21 protein-coding genes, 1 pseudogene and 1 other annotated feature are annotated in these 21,223 nt (G+C 30.7%); of the genes and pseudogenes, 2 read left to right on the plus strand and 20 right to left on the minus strand.

All coding sequences use genetic code 11. From position 1 onward, the window contains the following. Nucleotides 1-22 precede the first annotated feature (22 nt). Nucleotides 23-628 (minus strand): YtpR family tRNA-binding protein, encoded by a 606-nt coding sequence (ytpR, locus tag ACWOBP_RS06035; protein WP_455337927.1) that lies wholly within the window; start codon nucleotides 626-628, stop codon nucleotides 23-25. Nucleotides 629-663: 35 nt separating this feature from the next. Then, the gene (locus ACWOBP_RS06040) at nucleotides 664-1,464 is read right to left on the minus strand and encodes a DUF1444 family protein (protein WP_455337928.1); all 801 of its coding nucleotides are present in this window, start codon (nucleotides 1,462-1,464) and stop codon (nucleotides 664-666) included. 177 nt (nucleotides 1,465-1,641) lie between these two features. Between ACWOBP_RS06040 and ACWOBP_RS06045 the strand changes: the two genes are divergently transcribed. Then, nucleotides 1,642-1,902 carry a transporter gene (locus tag ACWOBP_RS06045; RefSeq protein ID WP_455337929.1) on the plus strand — a complete coding sequence of 87 codons (261 nt, stop codon included), beginning with the start codon at nucleotides 1,642-1,644 and terminating at the stop codon, nucleotides 1,900-1,902. A 66-nt stretch (nucleotides 1,903-1,968) separates the two neighbouring features. Here ACWOBP_RS06045 and ACWOBP_RS06050 read toward each other — a convergent pair whose 3' ends face one another. Next, nucleotides 1,969-3,381 carry a peptide MFS transporter gene (locus ACWOBP_RS06050; RefSeq protein ID WP_455337930.1) on the minus strand — a complete coding sequence of 471 codons (1,413 nt, stop codon included), beginning with the start codon at nucleotides 3,379-3,381 and terminating at the stop codon, nucleotides 1,969-1,971. Nucleotides 3,382-3,705: 324 nt separating this feature from the next. On the opposite strand from ACWOBP_RS06050, the gene ACWOBP_RS06055 reads away from it, so the two are divergent. Beyond that, entirely contained in the window at nucleotides 3,706-4,869 is a 1,164-nt protein-coding gene (locus ACWOBP_RS06055) for a multidrug effflux MFS transporter (protein WP_455337931.1), read from the plus strand. 474 nt (nucleotides 4,870-5,343) lie between these two features. On the opposite strand, the gene ACWOBP_RS06060 is transcribed toward ACWOBP_RS06055, so the two are convergent. The 17 genes and pseudogenes from ACWOBP_RS06060 to ACWOBP_RS06140 all read right to left on the minus strand — a co-directional run. Beyond that, entirely contained in the window at nucleotides 5,344-5,946 is a 603-nt protein-coding gene (locus tag ACWOBP_RS06060; RefSeq protein ID WP_455337946.1) for a G5 domain-containing protein, read from the minus strand. A gap of 36 nt (nucleotides 5,947-5,982) precedes the next feature. After that, a pseudogene (locus ACWOBP_RS06065) lies at nucleotides 5,983-6,363 on the minus strand (ubiquitin-like domain-containing protein); the annotation flags it as partial. Nucleotides 6,364-6,367: 4 nt separating this feature from the next. Continuing rightward, nucleotides 6,368-7,156 carry a TatD family hydrolase gene (locus tag ACWOBP_RS06070; protein ID WP_455337932.1) on the minus strand — a complete coding sequence of 263 codons (789 nt, stop codon included), beginning with the start codon at nucleotides 7,154-7,156 and terminating at the stop codon, nucleotides 6,368-6,370. 383 nt (nucleotides 7,157-7,539) lie between these two features. Beyond that, the gene (locus ACWOBP_RS06075; RefSeq protein ID WP_455337933.1) at nucleotides 7,540-7,749 is read right to left on the minus strand and encodes a hypothetical protein; all 210 of its coding nucleotides are present in this window, start codon (nucleotides 7,747-7,749) and stop codon (nucleotides 7,540-7,542) included. Between the two features lie 36 nt (nucleotides 7,750-7,785). Beyond that, a complete protein-coding gene (locus ACWOBP_RS06080; protein WP_455337934.1) occupies nucleotides 7,786-7,917 on the minus strand; it encodes a hypothetical protein in 132 nt (43 codons plus the stop codon). A 159-nt stretch (nucleotides 7,918-8,076) separates the two neighbouring features. Further along, on the minus strand, nucleotides 8,077-8,568 hold the full coding sequence (ybaK, locus tag ACWOBP_RS06085) for a Cys-tRNA(Pro) deacylase (protein WP_455337935.1): 492 nt from the start codon (nucleotides 8,566-8,568) through the stop codon (nucleotides 8,077-8,079). A gap of 144 nt (nucleotides 8,569-8,712) precedes the next feature. Then, on the minus strand, nucleotides 8,713-9,606 hold the full coding sequence (locus tag ACWOBP_RS06090) for an ATP-binding cassette domain-containing protein (RefSeq protein ID WP_455337936.1): 894 nt from the start codon (nucleotides 9,604-9,606) through the stop codon (nucleotides 8,713-8,715). Beyond that, complete coding sequence (locus ACWOBP_RS06095; RefSeq protein ID WP_455337937.1) at nucleotides 9,606-10,472, minus strand: ABC transporter ATP-binding protein; 867 nt, start codon at nucleotides 10,470-10,472, stop codon at nucleotides 9,606-9,608. The genes ACWOBP_RS06090 and ACWOBP_RS06095 overlap by 1 nt, the downstream gene beginning before the upstream one ends. 1 nt (nucleotide 10,473) lies before the next feature. Further along, on the minus strand, nucleotides 10,474-11,298 hold the full coding sequence (locus tag ACWOBP_RS06100; RefSeq protein WP_314395664.1) for an ABC transporter permease: 825 nt from the start codon (nucleotides 11,296-11,298) through the stop codon (nucleotides 10,474-10,476). A gap of 1 nt (nucleotide 11,299) precedes the next feature. After that, entirely contained in the window at nucleotides 11,300-12,256 is a 957-nt protein-coding gene (locus tag ACWOBP_RS06105) for an ABC transporter permease (RefSeq protein WP_294683213.1), read from the minus strand. A gap of 196 nt (nucleotides 12,257-12,452) precedes the next feature. Next, on the minus strand, nucleotides 12,453-14,012 hold the full coding sequence (locus ACWOBP_RS06110; RefSeq protein WP_455337938.1) for an ABC transporter substrate-binding protein: 1,560 nt from the start codon (nucleotides 14,010-14,012) through the stop codon (nucleotides 12,453-12,455). Between the two features lie 307 nt (nucleotides 14,013-14,319). Continuing rightward, nucleotides 14,320-15,483 (minus strand): 5-methyltetrahydropteroyltriglutamate--homocysteine S-methyltransferase, encoded by a 1,164-nt coding sequence (locus ACWOBP_RS06115; RefSeq protein WP_455337939.1) that lies wholly within the window; start codon nucleotides 15,481-15,483, stop codon nucleotides 14,320-14,322. 170 nt (nucleotides 15,484-15,653) lie between these two features. Beyond that, complete coding sequence (locus ACWOBP_RS06120) at nucleotides 15,654-16,394, minus strand: cyclase family protein (protein WP_294683209.1); 741 nt, start codon at nucleotides 16,392-16,394, stop codon at nucleotides 15,654-15,656. 98 nt (nucleotides 16,395-16,492) lie between these two features. Then, nucleotides 16,493-16,744: a binding site (T-box leader), on the minus strand. A 309-nt stretch (nucleotides 16,745-17,053) separates the two neighbouring features. Then, complete coding sequence (locus ACWOBP_RS06125) at nucleotides 17,054-17,521, minus strand: threonine/serine exporter family protein (protein ID WP_455337940.1); 468 nt, start codon at nucleotides 17,519-17,521, stop codon at nucleotides 17,054-17,056. Further along, nucleotides 17,521-18,291 (minus strand): threonine/serine ThrE exporter family protein, encoded by a 771-nt coding sequence (locus ACWOBP_RS06130; protein WP_455337941.1) that lies wholly within the window; start codon nucleotides 18,289-18,291, stop codon nucleotides 17,521-17,523. Before ACWOBP_RS06130 ends, ACWOBP_RS06125 begins: the two co-directional genes overlap by 1 nt. Before the next feature lie 550 nt (nucleotides 18,292-18,841). Further along, nucleotides 18,842-19,390, minus strand: a complete 549-nt coding sequence (locus ACWOBP_RS06135) for a TlpA family protein disulfide reductase (RefSeq protein WP_455337942.1) — start codon at nucleotides 19,388-19,390, stop codon at nucleotides 18,842-18,844. A 116-nt stretch (nucleotides 19,391-19,506) separates the two neighbouring features. After that, nucleotides 19,507-21,223: isopeptide-forming domain-containing fimbrial protein (locus ACWOBP_RS06140; protein WP_455337943.1), on the minus strand; the 1,717-nt coding region annotated here is incomplete at its 5' end.

Here is a 21,223-nt window from a genome sequence, read left to right on the forward strand (position 1 = left end):
TTTTACACCTCCTAATTAGATTTTATTTAAGATTTAAATCTTTCACAAGAGTTCCTACTTTAGTATCTGCATCTAATACTAAAATACCTCTTGCTTCTTCTTGCGGTAAACCTAGTTCACGTTTTGAACACAGCATACCATTTGATTCTACTCCACGTAGTTTTGATTTTTTAATTAATAGACCACTTGGCATCATTGCTCCGCTTAGAGCTACTACTACCTTTTGTCCTGCTTCTACATTTGGAGCTCCACATACGATTTGTAGCGTTTCTTCTTCATTAACTTTTACTTCTGTTACTTTTAATTTATCTGCGTCTGGGTGTTTTTCACAACTTAAAACTTCCCCAACTACGAAGAACTCATCATTATTACCTTCTAAATCAATTTTGATTCCATTTTTTTCTAATCGTTTTTGAAGAATCTCTTTTTGATCTTCTGTTAAATCGATACTACCTTCTCCATCTAATTTTAAATTCTCAACATTAAAAATATTTAATCCTACTAAAGCACCATTTTCATCTTTAATTAGTGTAATATTTTTCTTATCTTCGTATGTTACCTCTTCTTTACTTTGAATAGTAATTAATAATGTTTCTCCTAACATCTTCTTATTGTAAAAAAATAACATGAATCTCTCTCCTATAATAAATTTTAATTTTAAAGTTATTCTACAAAAATAAAATAACTCTCTAGTTTTTTTCCATCGTATTTAAACGTTATTGTCGTTATCGGTACCAGACCTTCTGTGAAAAAATGCACCATCATTTTTTGTAGAATTTCTAGTCCTTGTTTATTCTGTACATCTGCAATTATCAATGTATCTTGATGAGGTAAACCTACATAAAAGGAACCACCTATTTTATCATAAAAATGATTCAAAACATTCTTGTCGATTATTCTAGTCCCATCATAACCATCTTTCGCATTTAGGAAATAGAATTTATTTCCTACAACTTCATCCACATTATACTTAAGCGGTAGTTTTTTTAAATTATCTTTAGCAAATCCTAAAAATTCTTCTTCAGTTTTAGAAAATCTACTTAAAAAACTACCATCTAATAATTTATAACCACCTTTAAAGTCATAAGCTAAATATATTCTAGTTTCATTTGTATGATCAAAGCTAACAAGATTTTTTTCATTATCTTTGTTAAAACTACTAGCTCGAACCACTGGAAAAATATTTTCCAATAATTCGTTCTCAGTTATATTATCTATAGAAAGTCCTTTTTGTGCATTGAAGTTCCCTACTATATAGTAAACAAATTCTTCTATCTTCTTGTCACTTTCGCTAGTTTTCTTATCTCCTAACTTCCTTACAAAACTATCTATATCAACTTTAGCACGGCGATCTTCATATTCTAAAATAAAAACACTGCTTTCTTTTTCTCGCCTCTCATGAATTTTTAAGGTAGGTAGTTTTTCTATTATTTTTTCAAATATATAATCTCTTGAATAAGACATAATACCTCCTATTTTGTGTATAATATGGCAACTTAATTATACCATATTTATTTGTATTCAATCAACATAATTAAGCAATATATACAAATATTATTCACTTTTTCACACTATATATATTTTATTGCACCTTTACTTTTATTTTGTTATAATTTTATATATACTTCGGAGGATTTTTATATGGATATAGAAATTAAAAGAGCCGAATTACATACAAAATACAATAACTGGATTAAAAAGAATACTCGAAGATTAGTAGTTGCTTTTATAACTTATATAGTAATTATCTTAATAAATTTTTTACTATTAAAAAACTCTAAGATTACTCTATTTTCTAGCTTTTTATTTTTTACATATACGGTTTATGTAGTATCATTAATTTGGTTTATAAAAAATAAATTAATCGCAAATATCGATTCTATCGATTTTAAAACAAAATAAAACTGACTTAAGAATATCTTTACGATTTCTCTTAAGTCAGTTTTACTTTGTCTAACATTAAACTTTTTAAATTACTAACTCTTCTTCATCTTCTTTTCCAATTTTATTAAGAGCCATAAGGTTTTCAAGAGGTTTACCTATAATAAACAGTATTACTCCCAATACTCCCATGATTATTGCAATTATAGTTAATACTTTTTCATAACCCCATGTTTCAGTCCAACCTACTGTTTTACCAGTAATCCATGAAGATACCACATACGTAAAATACCACATTGCCATTGACATAGCCGCGAATTTTTTAGGTAATAACTTGCTGAATAATGCCATTCCTATTGGTGATACTAATAACTCTCCTACTGTTAATACGAAATATCCCCCTAATACATACCATATACTCATTTTTATTGAACCATCTACTTTTCCTCCTAATGATTGGAGTCCTAGCACAAAGCATACAAATCCTAATCCAGTTAGCAACATTCCCCAACCCATTTTTGTAGCAACTTTCCAGTCATTATTTTTTTCTGCTTTCTTCATCCAAAACCATCCAAATAATGGTGCTAGTACTATACATAAGAATCCATTAAATGATACTAACCATGTAATAGGCATATTAAATCCAAACACATTTAAATTTACAAGTTCATCTGTCATAAGCGTTATTGTTGTTTGTGTTTGGAAATATGCAGACCAGAATATTGTAGAGAATACAAAGATTATAATAGCTGCATATAGACGTCCTTTGTCATATTTTGTTCCTTTCAGGTCAGCTCTATTCTCTTCTGCTGATTCATGTTTATTTTTACCTACTGGATATCTTCCAGCATCTCCTAATAATTTATTTTTACCAAATGTGAATAATAAAAATGTTATAAATAAACAAATTGAAACCATTAAGAATGCGGGTGTAAATCCATACACTGCAATTTTTCCATCTGCTCCTTTTGTAGCTCCCCAATCTTGATAGATAAGCCCACCAATAATAGGACCAAGTAAACTTCCTATATTTACAAATGTGTAAAAAATACTATATGCAGCGTCTTTCATCGACACTTGTTTTTCATCATATAATTCCCCTACAATCGCTGATAAATTACCACGGAAGAATGCTCCAGCAATTGAATTTATAATTACACCAACTAAAAAAACATAAAATCTTCCATGTGCAAATGCTGTAAATAGTGTTCCTATAGCATTAAATAAAATACCAAATTGAATAGCACGTTGCATACCAATATATCTGTCAGTTAAATATGCTCCAAGAAGTGGCAAGAGTGATCCAATTGTTCCAAGATATGCCATTACATCTCCTGCAAATGTCTTATCTAAACCTAATCCACCCTGTTCAACCGAATAAGTATAAAACAATATAAGGAAACCTGATGTGGCATATGAAGCATAACTCTGAATAGCTATCATTACATTAACAAGCCACAAACCCGACGGATGCTTAAACTTTTCTGAATTTTTTTTCATCTTTATATATTCCTTTCTCTTTATACTTATATTTTAACAGATGTATTTCTATTATATAACAGTTTCAGAGAGGGCTAATTTTTATTATACTCTTTTATAACTGAATACAAAATAATATTTTTAAATATAATTTTAATATATTTACTATTAACTTACTTAATTATTTATAAAAGAAAAAAATAGTAAAATATTTTTCGATTCAAATTATCGATGATATCTTTTGTATAGATAAAAAAATACTAGATTAAATAAAAAAAACTTACGAAAAAAATTTATTTATGCTATAATCTGGTAATATTGCTTAAATAATCGAAAGGAGTCAACATGACACTGAAAAAAAATTCTAAATTATTTCTAGTTCTCTTTCTAGGAACTCTATCGGCTTTCGGGCCTTTTGTTACAGATTTATATTTACCCGCATTACCTTATATGAGTGAGTTTTTTAATGCTAGTACCTCTACTATTCAACTTACTCTAACAGGTAGTATGGTCGGACTTGCATTGGGACAGCTGCTTATCGGACCTATTAGTGATAAATACGGTCGTAAGAATCCATTAATAATCAGCTTAATAGTTTATTTAATAAGTACTATTGCTATTATCATTTTTCCTAATGTATACACAATGATAGTATTACGATTTATCCAAGGTGTATCTTCTGCAGGAGCAGTAGTTATTTCTCGTGCAATTTCTACAGATTTATACAACGGACGTGAATTAGCCGCTTTTTTTGCCCTACTTATGGCTGTTAACGGCTTAGCACCTATTCTTTCTCCTATCCTAGGAAGTTTATTACTAGAACTTACAGACTGGAGAGGAATTTTCGTTACACTTGCGATAATCGGTGTGGTTTTATTAGCTGTAAGCTTTAAATTCAAAGAATCTTTAGCCATTGAAAAACGCTTAGATCTTCCAATAACTAAGACATATTATTCTATTATACATATTGCAAAAAATAAAATATTCTTTGCTCTTGTTATTATTCAAGGATTTGCCTTAGCTGCTATGTTCGCCTATATTGCAGCATCACCCTTCATCCTACAAACTCACTATAACTTAAGTCCATTAATGTATAGCTTATGCTTTGGTCTAAACGGTTTTGCTATAGTTTTAGGAAGCAAGAGTTCTGGTAATTTCAAAGAGAAAGTTAGTATAAAACTAGGGTTATCACTTATGTTATTAGTTAGTATCTATCTTGCAGTTGCACTAACTCTTACACTGCCTTTCCTATTTATCGAAGCAGGATTCTTCCTTCTTTTACTAGGATTAGGATTTATTTTACCTGCTGGTTCTGCTATCGCTATGAGTTTAGAGCGTGAGCGTGCTGGAAGTGCCTCAGCTTTCTTTGGATTTGTACCATTCTTCTTAGGTGGTGTTATTTCACCATTAGTCGGAATTAGAAATATCTTCCACTCTAGTGCAATAGCAATCGTAGTTTGCTCAGTTATATCATTCATAACATTCAAACTAGTAGAAAAGAAAATATAAAATAAAAAATCTAAGTTATAACTTTGAATTCACTAAAAACATCTACTTTAAAGATGTGTTTATCCAATATAACTTAGATTTTTCTTCTTTATTTAAACACGTTATAAAATTTATTATATCATATATTCCTAATTATTATAAGAATTGTTTTATCCCTTTATTTATGGTACCTTATAAGTGAAAAGTGGCAACACGTGTATTGGATAGCAACTCAAAAATCTTGATTTCAAAGAAATCAATTTTGTTAAGCCAAACTAAATAAAAAAGAGAGCATAAAAATATATATTTCAATAGTAGTAATAACTTGTATGGTATGTGGCGCTATAGGTGGAACTCTAGGCTACTATTTTACAAATAAAAATAATAAAACAAAAAAATAAAAAAGACGATCACATACCGCCCCCAAAAAGTTAGAGAAAAAAATCTAACTTTTTGAAGATTGATATAAACCTATCGCCTTTTTATTATTTTTTATTATCTCATTCCCCAAGCTGATAAACCTTGTGCTTTATATGCACGAGTAGCTGCATTAATTTGATCTTGAACTGTTGCTGTAGATCCCCATCCTGGCATAGTTTGGAATAATCCACTAGCTCCTGAAGCGTTTCTAGCATTCACTTGTCCATTTGATTCACGTGCAATAATATGTTCCCAAGTAGAAGCTGAAACTCCTGTACGACGAGCCATCTCTTGAGCTGCAGCAGCTCCTTCTGCTCCTGCTGTATTACCATTTGATAACCTTACTGAACCACCAGCTGATGAATATGATTGAGCAGGTGCTGAATATGATTGTTGAGCTACTACTTCTTGCTGTTGAGCCGCTTGACGTTGTTTAGTTCCCACCACAACAACTTCAGCTGTAGCTTCAGTAATTACTTTCTCAGATGCAACTTCTCTAGATACTTCTTTACCTTTTTCTCTCACAACGTTATAAGTAACTTCTTTCTCACCATTTTTACCTTCAACTTTTGTAACTTTCTCATCTACATATTTAGAATCATCTTTTTCTACTTTTGTTTCATATTTAATTATCTCTTTTTTTACTTCAGTAGTTTTTCCACTTCTTGCAATTTTAATTGTATCAACTGTAGCTACTTCACTATTTAGTGCTGGTGTAACTTCATCTTTCTCACCAACAGTAATGTTTAATTCATTTAAAATATCTTCAACTTTTTTGTAAGTAGTTTTTCTTACTGTAGTCGTATCACCATCAACAATTGTAACTTCGTGAGCTTTGTAGATATTAATAATTTCTCCACCATTTACTTTTGTATCTAGTCCTGGTTCTACTCTATCATCAGCACTAAAAGGAATATCATTAGCAATAAGAACTTCTCTTACTGTCCCTTTTTTAGCTTTTAATTCTATTTTACTACCATTATCTAAATTTACAGCGAAAACATTATGTCCTGTGTATTCTTCCGCTACTACAAAAGCTCCTGATAATAATAATCCTGATGTTGCTGCTGCTGCAATAATTCTACCTAATTTCATTCTATTAATCAATCTCCTTTTTTTCTTCTAATCCAAACAACGTACATGCATTATTAAATGTTTGTTTTGTTAATTGTTCGTAAGACATTTCTTTGATATCTGCAATTTCCTGTGCTACATAATGCACATATGCAGGTTCATTTCTTTTTCCTCTATATGGTGTTGGCGTTAAGTACGGGCAATCCGTTTCAATTAACAACTTATCTAATGGACAAGCTTTGGCTACTTCTTTAGGTGTTTTTGCATTTTTAAATGTTACAGGTCCACCTAATGAAATATAGAAGTTCTCTTTTAACATAATATTCATGCTTTCTACAGAACCAGAAAAGCTGTGCATTATTCCACCGATTTCACTAGCTTTTTCTTCTTGAAGAATTTGTATTGTATCTGCCATAGCATCACGTGTGTGAATTACTATTGGTTTGTTTACTTCTTTTGCTAGTTGAATTTGTCTTCTAAATACTTCTTTTTGAATATCTTTTGGACTTTTATCCCAGTGATAATCTAGACCAATCTCACCGATGGCTACTACTTTATCATTAGTTAAAGCAATTTCTTTAATCATTTCGTATTTTTCTTCTGTAAAGTCAATTGCTTCTACCGGGTGCCAACCTACTGTTAAATATAAAAAGTCATATTTAGCTGTGATTTCCAGTGCTTTTTCTATACTTTTATCATCGAAACCAACTATATTTATTAATTTTACTCCCGCTTCTTTCGCACGAGCAATAGTTTCTTCTAAGTCTTCTAAATAAGCATCATCATTTAGATGCGCATGTGTATCAAATAACATACCACGCCTCCTTACTCTTAAGATTATATCAAAACAACGTTTCATTAGAATATCTAAACTATTTCAATTATGTTACAATACATTTTCAATTGACGTAAATATTGTTACTTTATGCATTTCCAGCAATTTTTAGGGAGAATTATTATCTTTTTTCAACAATAATATCTAATTTTTTAAGAAACCGACCTAAATGGTCTATATTAAAAAAGTCTAAACTTAGCTGTTTCTTTATATATAATTTCTCTTTAGATATCTAATAAAATTTACGAGGGTGATTCGACAAAATCAATTTCTCTGAAAATACGATTTTTGAGTTACTTCAAAAAAAAATGTCTTAGAGTAATACACACTCTAAGGCACCTTTAGTAAATGACTTTATTATATTATTTTAAGCTTAATTCTCCATAATACCAAACACGTACTTTACCATTCCCTATTGGATAAATATCACTGAAGTATAATGTACCTGAAGCCCAACCACGCCCATCATAAAATTGACTATAATTTACACTTGTTGGATATGTTGAACCTACAGGATAGTCATAAGGAATACTTTTAGAAATCTTCTCTCCAGTATTTTCAGAATTATTCACAATTGGACTTTTATCTACTCCAACTGCATTATTTTCTTAATATGTTGTATTTTCTTCATTCACATTAGCATTTCCACCTGCTGAAGAATAGACTGTACCAACTCCTAGGCTTCCTGGAAGCAGTATTAATAATAAACTCATTACTCCTATTTTAATATTTTTTTTCATAAGTATTGACCTCCCCAACTATTTATTTCACTACTATTATACTACTTTTTTTAACGACGCGAACCTTTTTATGATGAGTTTTATAAAAAATGACTTTAAATATAAATCTGCTCTAAATTTCAAGAAAGCACATCATTATCTAAAGTCATTCTACTTATATTATTCAGCTTTGAAGTCTACTACTTGAGCACCGATAAGTTTCTCTAAAACCTCTGGTTTTACTTCTACTTGGTGACCTACTTTACCTGCAGAGATAATAATCGTTTCAACTTCACGACATTTCTCATCTACAAAAGTCGGGAATAGTTTTTTCATTGCAAATGGTGAACATCCACCTTTTACATATCCTGTAATTTTTGTCAGGTCTTTAAGTGGTAACATTGATAAACTTTTCACACCTGCTGCTTTGGCAAGTTTCTTAAAGTTTATACTGTCTTCACTCATAAGTACTCCTACAATGTAGTTACCTTTGCCATCTGTAGTCATAATTGTTTTAAATACTTGATTATGATCGCGCCCGATAATATCAGCTACTCCTACACCAGTCTTCGCAGCATCACTTTCTGCATCAAATTCAAAATGATTATATTCTACACCATTTTCATCTAAAAATCGCATAGCATTTGTTTTTAATTCTTTTTTCTTAGCCATAATAGCTCCTCTTTTCCATATTATGTAATAATATTATTATTTTACTCCAAAGTTTCTCTACTGTCAAAATCTGTTTCAAATTATTTGAAAAATACCAACCTCAAGAGTTAGATCTTCTATTCTTTGAGATTGGTATTTGAATTTTTATTTCAACACAAAGTGCCCTTCTTCAACTTCTTCGAATTTTTCACTGCCAGTTATTACTATTTCTTCTGCACTAACTTCGAATTCTTCAAACATCTTTCTTGCTCTTACCGGATCAATAATCGGCATAGAGTTTAGAAGACATTTTGTATAAACGTGCTGCGGATTTTTCATAATCTGTGCTGTTGTTCCTAATTCTACTAGATTACCTCTATACATTACAGCTATTCTATCTGCGATATACTCTACTACACCTAAGTTATGTGAGATGAATAAATATGTTAGAGAGAATTTTTCTTGTAAATCTTTTAATAAATTAATTACCTGTGCTTGTGTTGAAGCATCTAAGGCAGAAGTTGGTTCATCACATAGAATGAAGTCTGGTTTTGTTACGACTGCACGAGCAATACCGATACGTTGACGTTGCCCTCCACTAAAAGCATTAGATAATTTTAGCGCGTCTTCATTAGAAATTCCAACAAACTCTAAAATTTCTAACGCCTTTTTCTTCGCAGTTTCTTTATCCTCTTTGTGTAAAGCTTCCATAACTATATCTAAAGCACTCATTCGTGGATTTAATGATGAATATGGGTCTTGAAAAATAATTTGCATCTTGCTATAAACTTCTGCAAGTTCTTTTTTCGACATTTTTGTTAAAGATTTTTCATTACCTTCTACAAAAACATCTCCTGATATGAATGGATCTATATTTAAAATTCCCTTACCTAGGGTAGTCTTTCCACTTCCAGATTCCCCTACTACAGCTAAAGTCTCTGCTTTATAAATATCTAAACTAATGTCATTAACAGCTATAGTTTCTTTAACTTCTTTGCCCATTCCTTTAGACTTATATACTTTTCGTACATTTTTTAGTTTTAAATACTCTTTGCTCATTACTCCACCTCTTTCAGATACTCATGAGTATCGCTAAGTTTTTGCCAGGTATAGTGTTTGTCATCTTCTTTATAATCAACAGTTAGCAGTTCTTTATTAGTATTTTCTAATCTTGCTGCTGCAAGAAGTTGCTTTGTATATGGGTGTTGTGCATTGCTGAAAATTTCTTCAACATTTCCTTTTTCGACAACTCTACCTCTATACATAATATACACATAGTCACACATTCCAGCTATTACACCGAAATCATGGCTAACTAGTGCTACACTAAGTTCTGTTTCTTTTTGTAATTTCTTAATAAGAGATAATATCTGTGCTTGAACCGTAACGTCTAGAGCAGTTGTAGGTTCATCTGCTACCAATAACTTAGGATCAGCAAGTAATGCCATAGCAATTAATATTCTTTGACGCATACCACCAGATAATTCGTGTGGATATTGTTCCATTCTAAGAGGCGCATTAAGAATTCCTACTTTTTCAAGTTGCTCTATAGCTAATTTTTTCGCATCTTCTTTAGATTTATTTTGAAATCTTTCTATTACTTCTATTAAGTGAAAACCAATAGTTCTAACTGGATCTAGTGAAGTCATAGGATTTTGGAAAATCATAGAGATTGGTAATTTTTCCCCACTCTTAACTTCCTTTCCATCAAAGAAAAACTTATCATTTTTATCAAAAATATTGTTAGGAAGAATAGACATTATGCTACGCATCAGGATACTTTTTCCACTTCCTGATTCACCAACAACTCCTGTAATATGACCTTTTCTAAAATTAATATCAATGCCGTGTATTAGTTCTTTATCTACTTCTTTATTAGGTTTATAGTTAACCGTTAAATTTTTAAGTTCTACTATGTTTGTCATACTATTCTCCCTCCTTTTGAATATATTTTGTAAATAAGTTACCAATATTATTAAATGAATAAATTGTTAACATTACAAATAATCCAGGGATAATTGCCATATGAGGTGCACGTTGTAAGCTTTGTTGTGCATTTTGCAGAAGTGTTCCCCAAGAAGTCATAGGTTGTTGAATACCAAGTCCTAAGAAACTAAGCGCCGCTTCTGTCATTATTGCATTTGCTATTGAAGCACTTGCTGCTACTACTAAAGTTGGTATTATAGCTGGAATAATATGTTTCTTTAATATAGAGATAGTTTTTACACCGCTAAATCTACTGTATACTACGTAGTCGTATTCTTTTGCTGATAAAGTTTCTGCACGAACTAACCTCGCAAGACGCATCCAAGAAAAACATCCTATTACTATAATTATTGAACCAATTCCTGGTTTTAAAAATACACTAAGTACAATTACTAATACTAACCATGGAATAGATGATAATACATCAACTAAACGCATAAGTAAACTATCAACAACTCCACCAACATAACCTGCAATAAGTCCTACTATCGTTCCGATTGTTACGGCAGTCACCATCGCTAGTAGTCCTACTATAAGAGAAATACGACCTCCATAGATTACACGAATAAAGTAATCACGACCTACCTCATCAGTCCCAAATAAATGTTGTAGGCTCGGTGATTGAGATAGATTTGCTACATCAGTAGCCGCTGGATCAATAGGAAGTAAAGGTGCTATTAATGATACAAACACTAATATCGCTATAAAAATAAGTGAAAAAATATAAATTTTTGAACTTTTAGCTATTTTAATAAATCTTTTCATCTTATTTACCTCCTCTTCTAATTCTAGGGTCTACTATTGAATACAGTATGTCTGAAATTAAATTACCTACTATTACTAGTGTAGCTGATAATAACATTACTGCCATTATAATAGGATAATCTAACGCTCTAGTTGCTTGTGTAATATAAGGTCCAATTCCCGGCCAACTGAATACTGTTTCTGTAATAATTGCTCCAGTTACTAACATCGGTAGTGACATACCTACTTGTGTAATTACCGGTATTAGCACATTTTTTATAATGTGTCTTGTGAAAATTTGAGTTTTTGTCGCTTGAAAAGCTTGTTGAACTACTACATACTCTTCATTTGTTTGACTTAAAGCTGAAGATCTTACATAACGTGTAAGTTCTGCGAAGAATACGATTGTTAAAGTTAGATAAGGCATAATAAAGTGCGATAAGAAATCACCAAAATCGCCTTCTTTACCAATTGTGTGCATCCCTATTATTGGGAATAAGTTTAATTGGTATCCTAAAACATAAATGAATATCATCGCTATCCAAAATGATGGGGTAGCTATTCCAAGTGAAGCTACAGCATCGATGAATTTATCTTGCCATTTACCTTTGTTTGCAGCAGCTAGTAATCCAAGTACTATTGCAATTATTAGTGCTGTTATGTAGGCTGGTAATACTAATGATATTGTATTAGGTATTTTCGCTAGGATTTCTTCTCCTACACTATTGTGAGTTACTAATGAGTGCCCGAAGTTCCCGCTTAATATTTGCCCTAACCAATCCACATACTGAATTAAGAATGGTTTATTAAGCCCACTTTGCTCACGAAGAATATTAATTTCTTCTTGTGACATATTCGACGTTATCTGTGCATCGATAGCATCATATGGTGCTAAATGTATTAAAGTAAATACTATAAACGATATTACTAAAAGTAATGGTACTGCTTGTAATATACGTTTCAAAATATATCGAATCATACAATCTCCTTTAAATTTTAATTACTATATTTTTATGAAATTCATTTATAATTTATCACAAATCTTTTTGATATAAATTATAAATAAACATTCCCCTTAAAACTAATAAAAGCGAGGGAGATACTATAAAATCTTATTATAAATAGGATTTTATCGTACTCCCCCTCACACTATATTTTATTTTCCACTACTATTACTATTTAAGAGTAATTTTTGATAAATCATCAAATGTGTAGATTGGTACTAACTTAGCATCGTTAACATTTCCAACACGTTTGTTAACCGCTAAGATTTTTTGGTTATCTACGATTGGGTATAGGTATGCTTGGTTAGCAATTTCTTGTTGAAGGTTTTTGTACACTTCTTTACGTTTAGTTTCATCTAATTCAGCTGCACCTTGTTTGAACAATCCATCAACTTTTTCACTTCTGTATTGGAAGTAATTTGAAGTACCATTTGATCCAAATAGCTTAGAGTATAAATCAGGATCGTTACCCATGATATATCCACCTAAGAATAGGTTGTAAGCTTTAGAACCAGGTTTTCTTAACTCTGTAAAGATAGCTGTTTCATCTCCACCACGAAGCTCTACATTGATTCCTACTGCTTGTAATTGTTGTTGGATGAATGTTGCTTGGATAGTATTTGCAGCATCGTTACTTGCATATCCTAAGTTAAGTTTCAAGTTAGAAACTCCAGCTTCTTTTAATAGTGATTTTGCTTTTTCAATATTTTGAGTATATTTCTCTACATCATCAGTATGGAATGGATTCTTCGGTGGTAAGAATGAATAAGGATTTTGGTAGTATTTACTGTCTAAATAAGCTGCTTTATTCATATCTTCTTTGTTTAATGCGTATAAAATAGCTTGTCTAACTTTAACATCTTTTAATTCATCTGTGTTTGTGTTTAGTCCTAAGTATCCGATACGGTTTTCACTGTAAGGATAAGTATCGATGTTTTTAGAATCTAAATCTTTAATTGCAGCAGGTAATACATATGCTGCATCTACCTCACCTTTTTGTAATGCTACTTTTGTAGTATCAGCACTTTTAATAATACGTAGTACTACATTTTTAACTTTTGGCTTACCATTGTAATAGTTTTCATTCGCTTCAAATTTAATGTATTCTCCACGTTTGTTTTCTACTAGTTTGTATGGTCCAGTTCCTACTGGTGTTTCTTTTAATTCTTTAACTGAGAAATCTGATACATTTCCATAAACGTGTTTTGGAATAATGTAAGTTTCATTCGCAATGTTATTTGCCGCAGCTGCGCTTGGTTCTGGGAACTTAAATACTACAGTGTAGTCATCTACTTTCTCAATAGTTATCGGTTTATCACCAATCCATAAGTTTTTGAAGTTTCCATTTTCTTTTTTAGCTTTTGTTTGATAAGTGAAAACTACATCGTCAGCTGTGAATTTTTGTCCATCAGACCATTTTACATCTTTTCTTAAGTTAACTTTTAAGCTAAGACCATCTTTTGCAAGTTCAGTAGATTCTGCTAAGGCATATTCTTTTGAACCATCTCCATTAACTTTGATTAATGGTGAGTAGATAATATTAGTCATTGTTAATCCCCAACGGTCACTAACCTTGATTGGGTTAGTTGATGATGGATCATCACTAATAGCATACGTGAAAGTATCTTTATCTTGAGAAGTGGTAATTGTGTTTTGCGTTTTTGAACTGCATGCTGTTACAACACTCATTACTAACGCTAGTGCTCCTATAAACAATTTGTTTTTTTTCATTCTTTTTTCCTCCTTGATTTTAAGTCCTATTTTCTAACTACAAAATATTTTGGTTCCCCCTATTTAATAATGGTTAAATACATTTGTCTATTCGACAGTGAGAGACTTACATTGCTACTCATGTATTGATTAAATAGACTATATTTCATAATAAGAATAATAAAACCAGATATTATTTAACATTGAACGAATGAAATCAATGCTAGTTTAGTTTACTGTATTATAGATAAAAATGTCAATTTATGTGCTTACTTTTATCATTTATTTTAATTATATAATTCTTTTAATTCAGTATACTTAAATATTATTATTCTTCTAATCCCCAAACTTCTTCTACGATTTCTTTAATTAGGGCAATTTTTTTCCATTGATCTTCTTCTGTAATTACGTTTCCTTCTTCTGTAGAAGCAAAACCACATTGTGTACTTAAGTAAATATTTTCTAATGGTACGTATTCGCTAGCCTCTTTAATTCTTGCGATTACTTCTTCTTTATCTTCTAAATCTGCAAATTTAGATGTAATTAATCCTAAAACAACTTTTTTATCTTTTCCAACTTTTGCTAGTGGCTTGAAATCTCCTGCACGATCTGTATCGTATTCTAAGTAGTATGCATTTACGTTTTCTCCAGCAAGTAGCTCGTCTTCAACGTTTTGGTATCCTCCTTGAGAAATCCATTTAGAAGCGAAGTTACCACGACAAACGTGTGTATTGATTGCTAAGTCCCCTGGTTTTCCTTCAATAACCTCGTTATTTAATGCTAAACAACGTGCTGCATATTCTCTACGAACTTCTTCTAAAGGACGTGCATCGCGGAAACGGTTCGCAAATCCGTCGTCAGCTAATGCCCCCCATGTACAATCATCGAATTGTAATACGCGTAGTCCTTCGTTGTAAAGGTCTGCGATTACTTGTTTATAAGCCGCTACAATCGCATCTTTTAATTCTTCGAATGTTGGGTAGAATTTTTCATATCCTTTGATGTGATCTTCTGTACGAATTAACTCGAAGTATAGTTGTGATGGTGATGGAATTGTTAATTTTACAGTTACACCTTCTTTATCAGCTACTAGGTCTCTTAAGAATTTGTAGTGTGCTACAAATGGGTGATTTTCTCCGCTAATTTTTCCTGATACTTTTGCTGTATCTGGTTTAGTTTCAATACCTTTGAATGGGTAACCTTTTTCTCCTTGAACGTGTTCTACACCATTAAGTCCCCAGAAAAAGTCTAGGTGCCAGTATGCACGACGGAACTCTCCATCTGTTACTCCTTTTAGTCCATTTGCTATTTGTTTTTCAACTAATTCAGTAATTACTTTGTCTTCTACTTTTGTTAATTCTTCTTGTGATAGTTCTCCTTTTGAGAATTTTTCACGAGCTTCTACTAACTCCTTAGGTCTTAAGAATGACCCCACGTGATCTACTCTATACGCTGCTCTTTCTACTACTTTATTTTGACATCCTTGACACATAATATTTTTTCTCCTTTTGTTTAACTAATTTATTTTCTCTTTTTGTTTTACTCTTCTGACTTTATTATTTTGATCTTATTATAAACTTCTAGTTACTTTTCTCTTCAAACTTTTCTTCTTTTCTAACATCTATTTTTTTCATAAACTCAAACTTTTTTATAAAGACCGTACTATTCGTCTTCTGGTAATATCGCTACTACTCTTACTGGAGATCCAGTTGCTTCTGTCCAGTTTGGATAAGCAATTGAGATTAATGCTCCAGTCGCTGGTACTTGATCAAGATTTGCTAAAACTTCGATTTGGTAAATATCTTGTTCTAGTAAATAGTACTCTTGAATAAGTCCTTCTGCAGCTGCTGTAACTCCTGAGTCAGTATCTAATGTTTCATGACCTACAGCTTTAACTTTTCTTTCTTTAATTAAGAATTCTAGTGCATCTCTTCCCCACCCTGGAGTATGCTGAACGTCATTTTCATCTAGATTTCTAATCTCATCATAGCTAGGCCAACGTTTTGACCAATCACTTCTAAATGCTACGAATGATTCTGGTAATATTTCACCATGTTCAGCTTCGAAGTCAAGAATGTCCTGTTTAGTAATTACATAATCATTATTCTCCGCTACTTCTTTACTTTTATCTATTACGTATAAAGGTAATAGTAAATCTTTAAGTTCAATTTCATCTAACCAACGTCCGCCTTCAACAAAGTGAATTGGCGCATCGATGTGTGTTCCATATTGTCCAACAACTGAGAATTTTTGAACATAGAATCCATCTTTTAAAGTAAAGACATTTTCTTTTTCTAACGCAGGTAGCGCTGGGAACTTAGGTGAATTTTCATCGATTTTGTGGCTTAAGTTAACCCATTTTTTATTTTTTAAAGTTTTATAAATATTTAGTAATTCTGACATGCTTCTTTCCTCCGAAATGTTTATATTATTCCTTTAAGTTAAGAATTCTTGTGATTATTTTGAGAAATAAAAAAAGTCCTCACAGAAGCTTTTGCTTCTGCAAGGACGTCTAATAATTTACGTGTTACCACCTTACTTTATGATATTCTCACAAATATCAACTCAAAAAGTACGCACCAAAATAGAATGATGTTATACCCTGAAGCTATAACGGGCTCACCCGTAAAGGTCTAATTATTCGACCATTAACACTCAAAGACCATTTTCAAAGTTTCCAATACGATCTCTTTTCACCAACCGAGACTCTCTTTACCATCTTTCACTTTTACTTATCTTATCAACGTGTGAATCATTAACTTGTGATTAAGTATAACAAGTTATTTTTTATCTGTCAATAGTTTTTTGAAAAAATTTATATGTATTTATTACGACTTACTTGAACATACTAGTTATAGTACGGGCAATTTACATACTATATTTTATTAAGCTGTATAATTTATCCTTATCTTCCATGAAAATCCGAATATTATTCCATTATCAACATGTATATTACGAATAATTTATTAATATATTTTATGTAAATTTTGTAAAATTATATTTATATAATAAGGAGAAATACTAATATTCCAATATATATTACTTCCCTTAAATATCTTAATTTATCTTTTTTTCTGTAATAAAGGATTCAATACGACCCTAAATATTGAATCAGCTATTATTATACCAACCGCTAATCCTACTGCCCCATAAAAACTATTTAAAAATATTTTTCCGGAATTTCCATATTCATCTAATAATAGTGTTCTAAACGCATCGTAAATAGTTACTCCTGGAACAACCGGTACTAATCCAGGCACAAAATAAACTGTTAGTGGGTTTTTAAACTTAATAGCACAAATTTGACTTATATTTGCTAAAAGTAATGAACAAACCAAACTAGACATAAAGACACTTTGTCCATGACTCCACATTTCCCAGTATCCACACCATCCTATTGCTCCAATTACTCCTCCTGTTACTAAAGTTTTTTTAGGAACATCACAAATAATCGCAAATGATACCGATGATATAAAACTAAAAACAAAATGATATAGTAATAATAAGCTATGACTTAATAGTGTAATCATTATAATGTACCTCCTAATAGACGAACTATATAATAAACTGTTACAATACCTGCTCCGAGTGCAAACGCAACACAAAAAGTCTCAATAAATCTTATACTTCCAGAAATAAACTGCTTAGCTATAATATCCCTCATTGAATTAGTTATTGTAATACCAGGAACTAAAGGAACTACTGCCCCAATCATAGCAAGCCTTAGCGATTGACCATTTAAAAGAATATATCCTAAATATCCTGCTACTCCACCTACAAATGTGCTAATATACTCAGATATAAACGGTGCCTTTAAATATCCTATAACTTTCACATAAACATAGAATGCAACTGCGCCTGCTATGCTTCCTGGTATTACATCCCAAAAACTACCATCAAAGATTAGTACAATACTACCACTAAGAACTCCTGAACACAATACCTTAAACCAATCTTTTATAGGACTTTTCTGCGCCTGAACTCTTTTTAAAGCATCATACATATCCAATAAACTAATTTGCCCAGAGGTATATGCTCTTGATAATGTATTAACTGCTGTCGTTTTCGTTAAATTATAAGTCCTATCTCCAACTCTTCTAAAATCCGTTCCAATATTTTCTATGCGAATAAATATACCTGTTAATGTTACATGGGTATAATATTCATCTGTCCTTTCATCCCCTACTCCTTTTCTTATTATTCTCTCAAGTGTATCTTCAGTTCGATAAACTTCAGCACCATTTTCCATTAAAATTTTTCCTGCAAGTAACGCTGTTTTCATCAATAATTTTTCATACATTACCTTTCCCAATTAAGATCAGATACGAAATTCAAATAAAATAAAAAAACTATATATAATTACACAGTCTCAAAATTCATAACTTTAAAAATTAATTTCTCTATCTTCTATCTAATCTTCTAACCTTTCTTAAATCATTTCCAAAGTTATTATAACATAAAACTTTTAATAAAAACACCTTTTTCTCACCTATTTAAAATAATAATAATTACAACTATATTATTAATATTTTGCCACTCATAATCTTATAGTAATTATGAAAATAATTTTTATTAAATAATTAATATTTTTATCACTTCATTTTATAATATTATAATTTCATCAATTAAATACTTATACAAATTATTATTATAAAATATTTTGCAGCTGGTATTCTTTCAATAAAACTATTAATTAATCTATAAATAGGTTTAAAATTCACTTCCAGTTACTCTAAATTTCATACAATCTAATACTTAAAATTATTATAAAAAAATAGAATGTGATTTTAATCAAATCACACTCCATTCTCTTATTATTCATTAATTCTAACAATTATAATTTTTTACATTTAACTTTCTATATCTTTTTTTAATTTTTCATATGATGAAAATTTTTCTGTATCAATATTTTTTACTATTCCATCTTTGGTTACTATTACTTTTGTAGGAATAGTATTAATTTTTAATAAATCAATCGCATTTTCTGTAGCTGAATAATAGTTGAAATCGTATTTTTTGTCTTTTAAGTATGAAAGAGCCTTATCTTGTGTGTCTCTCTCTCCATCAGCAATATTTATCAAAATAAATTCTATTCTATCTTTGTATTCATCATATAATTTTTTAATAATTGGTAACTGTTTTTGGCAGTCAGGACACCAACTTGCCCAATACATTATAAAGACTGGCTTACCTGAAGTTATTGATTCTATTGAAATTTCCTTATTTTCCTTATTATACACTGTGATATTCGGTAATTTCTTATCAACAACTTTTTGATAATTACTTGATATATTATTACTACCAGAATTTTGAGTCTTATTCTCATTCACAAATATAAATACTGCTACTACCAATATAGATATAAATATACTTGTTATTATTATAATACTTTTCTTCATTCTATAATCCTCCCTCTCTTATTTATTAGTTTTTTATATTTTTTATGCAAAAAATATCACATTTACTATAATTATATAATATGCACTTGATTTATTTCAAATCAAGTGCATATATATTATTTATCTTTTCTATTTCTTCTTACAAATAGTAAAGCTATTAATCCTAATACTCCTAACCATCCTGTACTTGTTGTTGTACTTCCTGTTTTCACCAATGGTTTCTCCACTTTAGGCGTTGGATTTGGAGTTTTTGGTGTTGGTGTTGTTGGAGTTTTTGGTATTGGTTTCTTAGGTTTTGGTTCTTTTGGAATCTCAGGAGTTGGTGGAACCTCTCCTGGAGGTGGTGTCGGATTTTTAGGTTTTGGTACTACATATACCTTATTAGTAGTTTTTGGTTTATGATCAAAAATTATCTTAGCTTCATTAGGTACATTTATCACATTTCCATCTTTATATTTAGATAAATCTGCATTATCTTTTATCTTAGCATAAATTGATAATGTAACTTCTCTACCCTCTAATAATCGTAAGATATCTTTATTTGTAACCTCAAATACTACCGTATTATCTCTAATTACTAAATCTCCGATTTTTTTCAACACTTCTTTATCTATAGTATTCTTATCATTTCTTGTAGATAATGCATTATTTAGAAGTTCAATTGCTTTAATCTTATCTGATTCTTTATAATCTTTAATTTGTTTTTGTAAATCACGAACAGCTTTCTCTAGTTTTTCTTTATCCACACTAGTATTTTTGGCTGTATTTTGTTTTTCAGATAATTTACCAGTTAATGTTGCTATATCTTTTTCAAGAAGTGCTTGTTCTTTATTAAGTTCAACAACTTTTTCTTTAGTTTTTTCAGATTTCAGCTTAGCTTTTACTGTTTCCAACTGTTGTTTTTTACCTGATAATTTAACTTCTAAATTACTTTCATCTTTACTTACTGTAGATTTCCCTTCAACTTGTTGAAGTTTATTTTGAACTTTAGCTAGTTCATCATTTAATTTAGCTAATTCTTTATCTACAGCTATAGTATCGATTTTTTCACCATCGATTCGAACCTCAGCTTTAAGAATATCTAGTACTTTTTCTAAATCATCACTAATAGCGAATTGTTTGTAGTCTTGATTAATTCCTAAGCGCTCTTTAATGTCGTATCTAAATACTTCATTATTTACTTTTAATTCTCTAAGAGTTTCATTCTCCTCACCATTTTCTGAGTTAATTGATTTTTTACCTGGTTTTGGTGGTACTATCTTAGTTGGTGGTGGTGTGACAAATACTGGTGGCGTTTTTCCAGTAATTTTTGGATTATTATTTACAATATAGCGAGCTTCATTTGGTACCGCATATCCTAAATCTTCATATCTTGATAAGTCTGCATCTTTAGTGATTTTAGCTTTAAATTCTATATCAATAGATTTTCCACCATTTTGTTTAACAAAATCACCTTTAAATTCTACATTTAATTCTCCATTATCTTGAGTAATTTGTGCATCAACTTTCTTACCATTCACTCTGACTTCAGCTTTACCGCTAAATTCTAGAACACTTTCTAGTTTATCTAATATGTTAAACTGTTCAGCATTTTCTGGCATTGTTGTAGAAATTCTGTATACAAATTCTTCATCAATTTTTCTCAATACTTGTTGTTGTTTATTATTAACAGTTTTAACAATATTAGGTTTTGTTGGCTCAGATGGTGGTGGTGTTACTGGTACTACGTTTGAGTCTTTTGTTACACCTGGTTTGTTTGGAAGGTCTACTCTGTATTGTGCTTTGTTTGGTACTTGAACCTTGTCTTCTTTCACATATCCAGATAGGTTTGCT

This window comes from Gemella parahaemolysans, assembly GCF_053758945.1.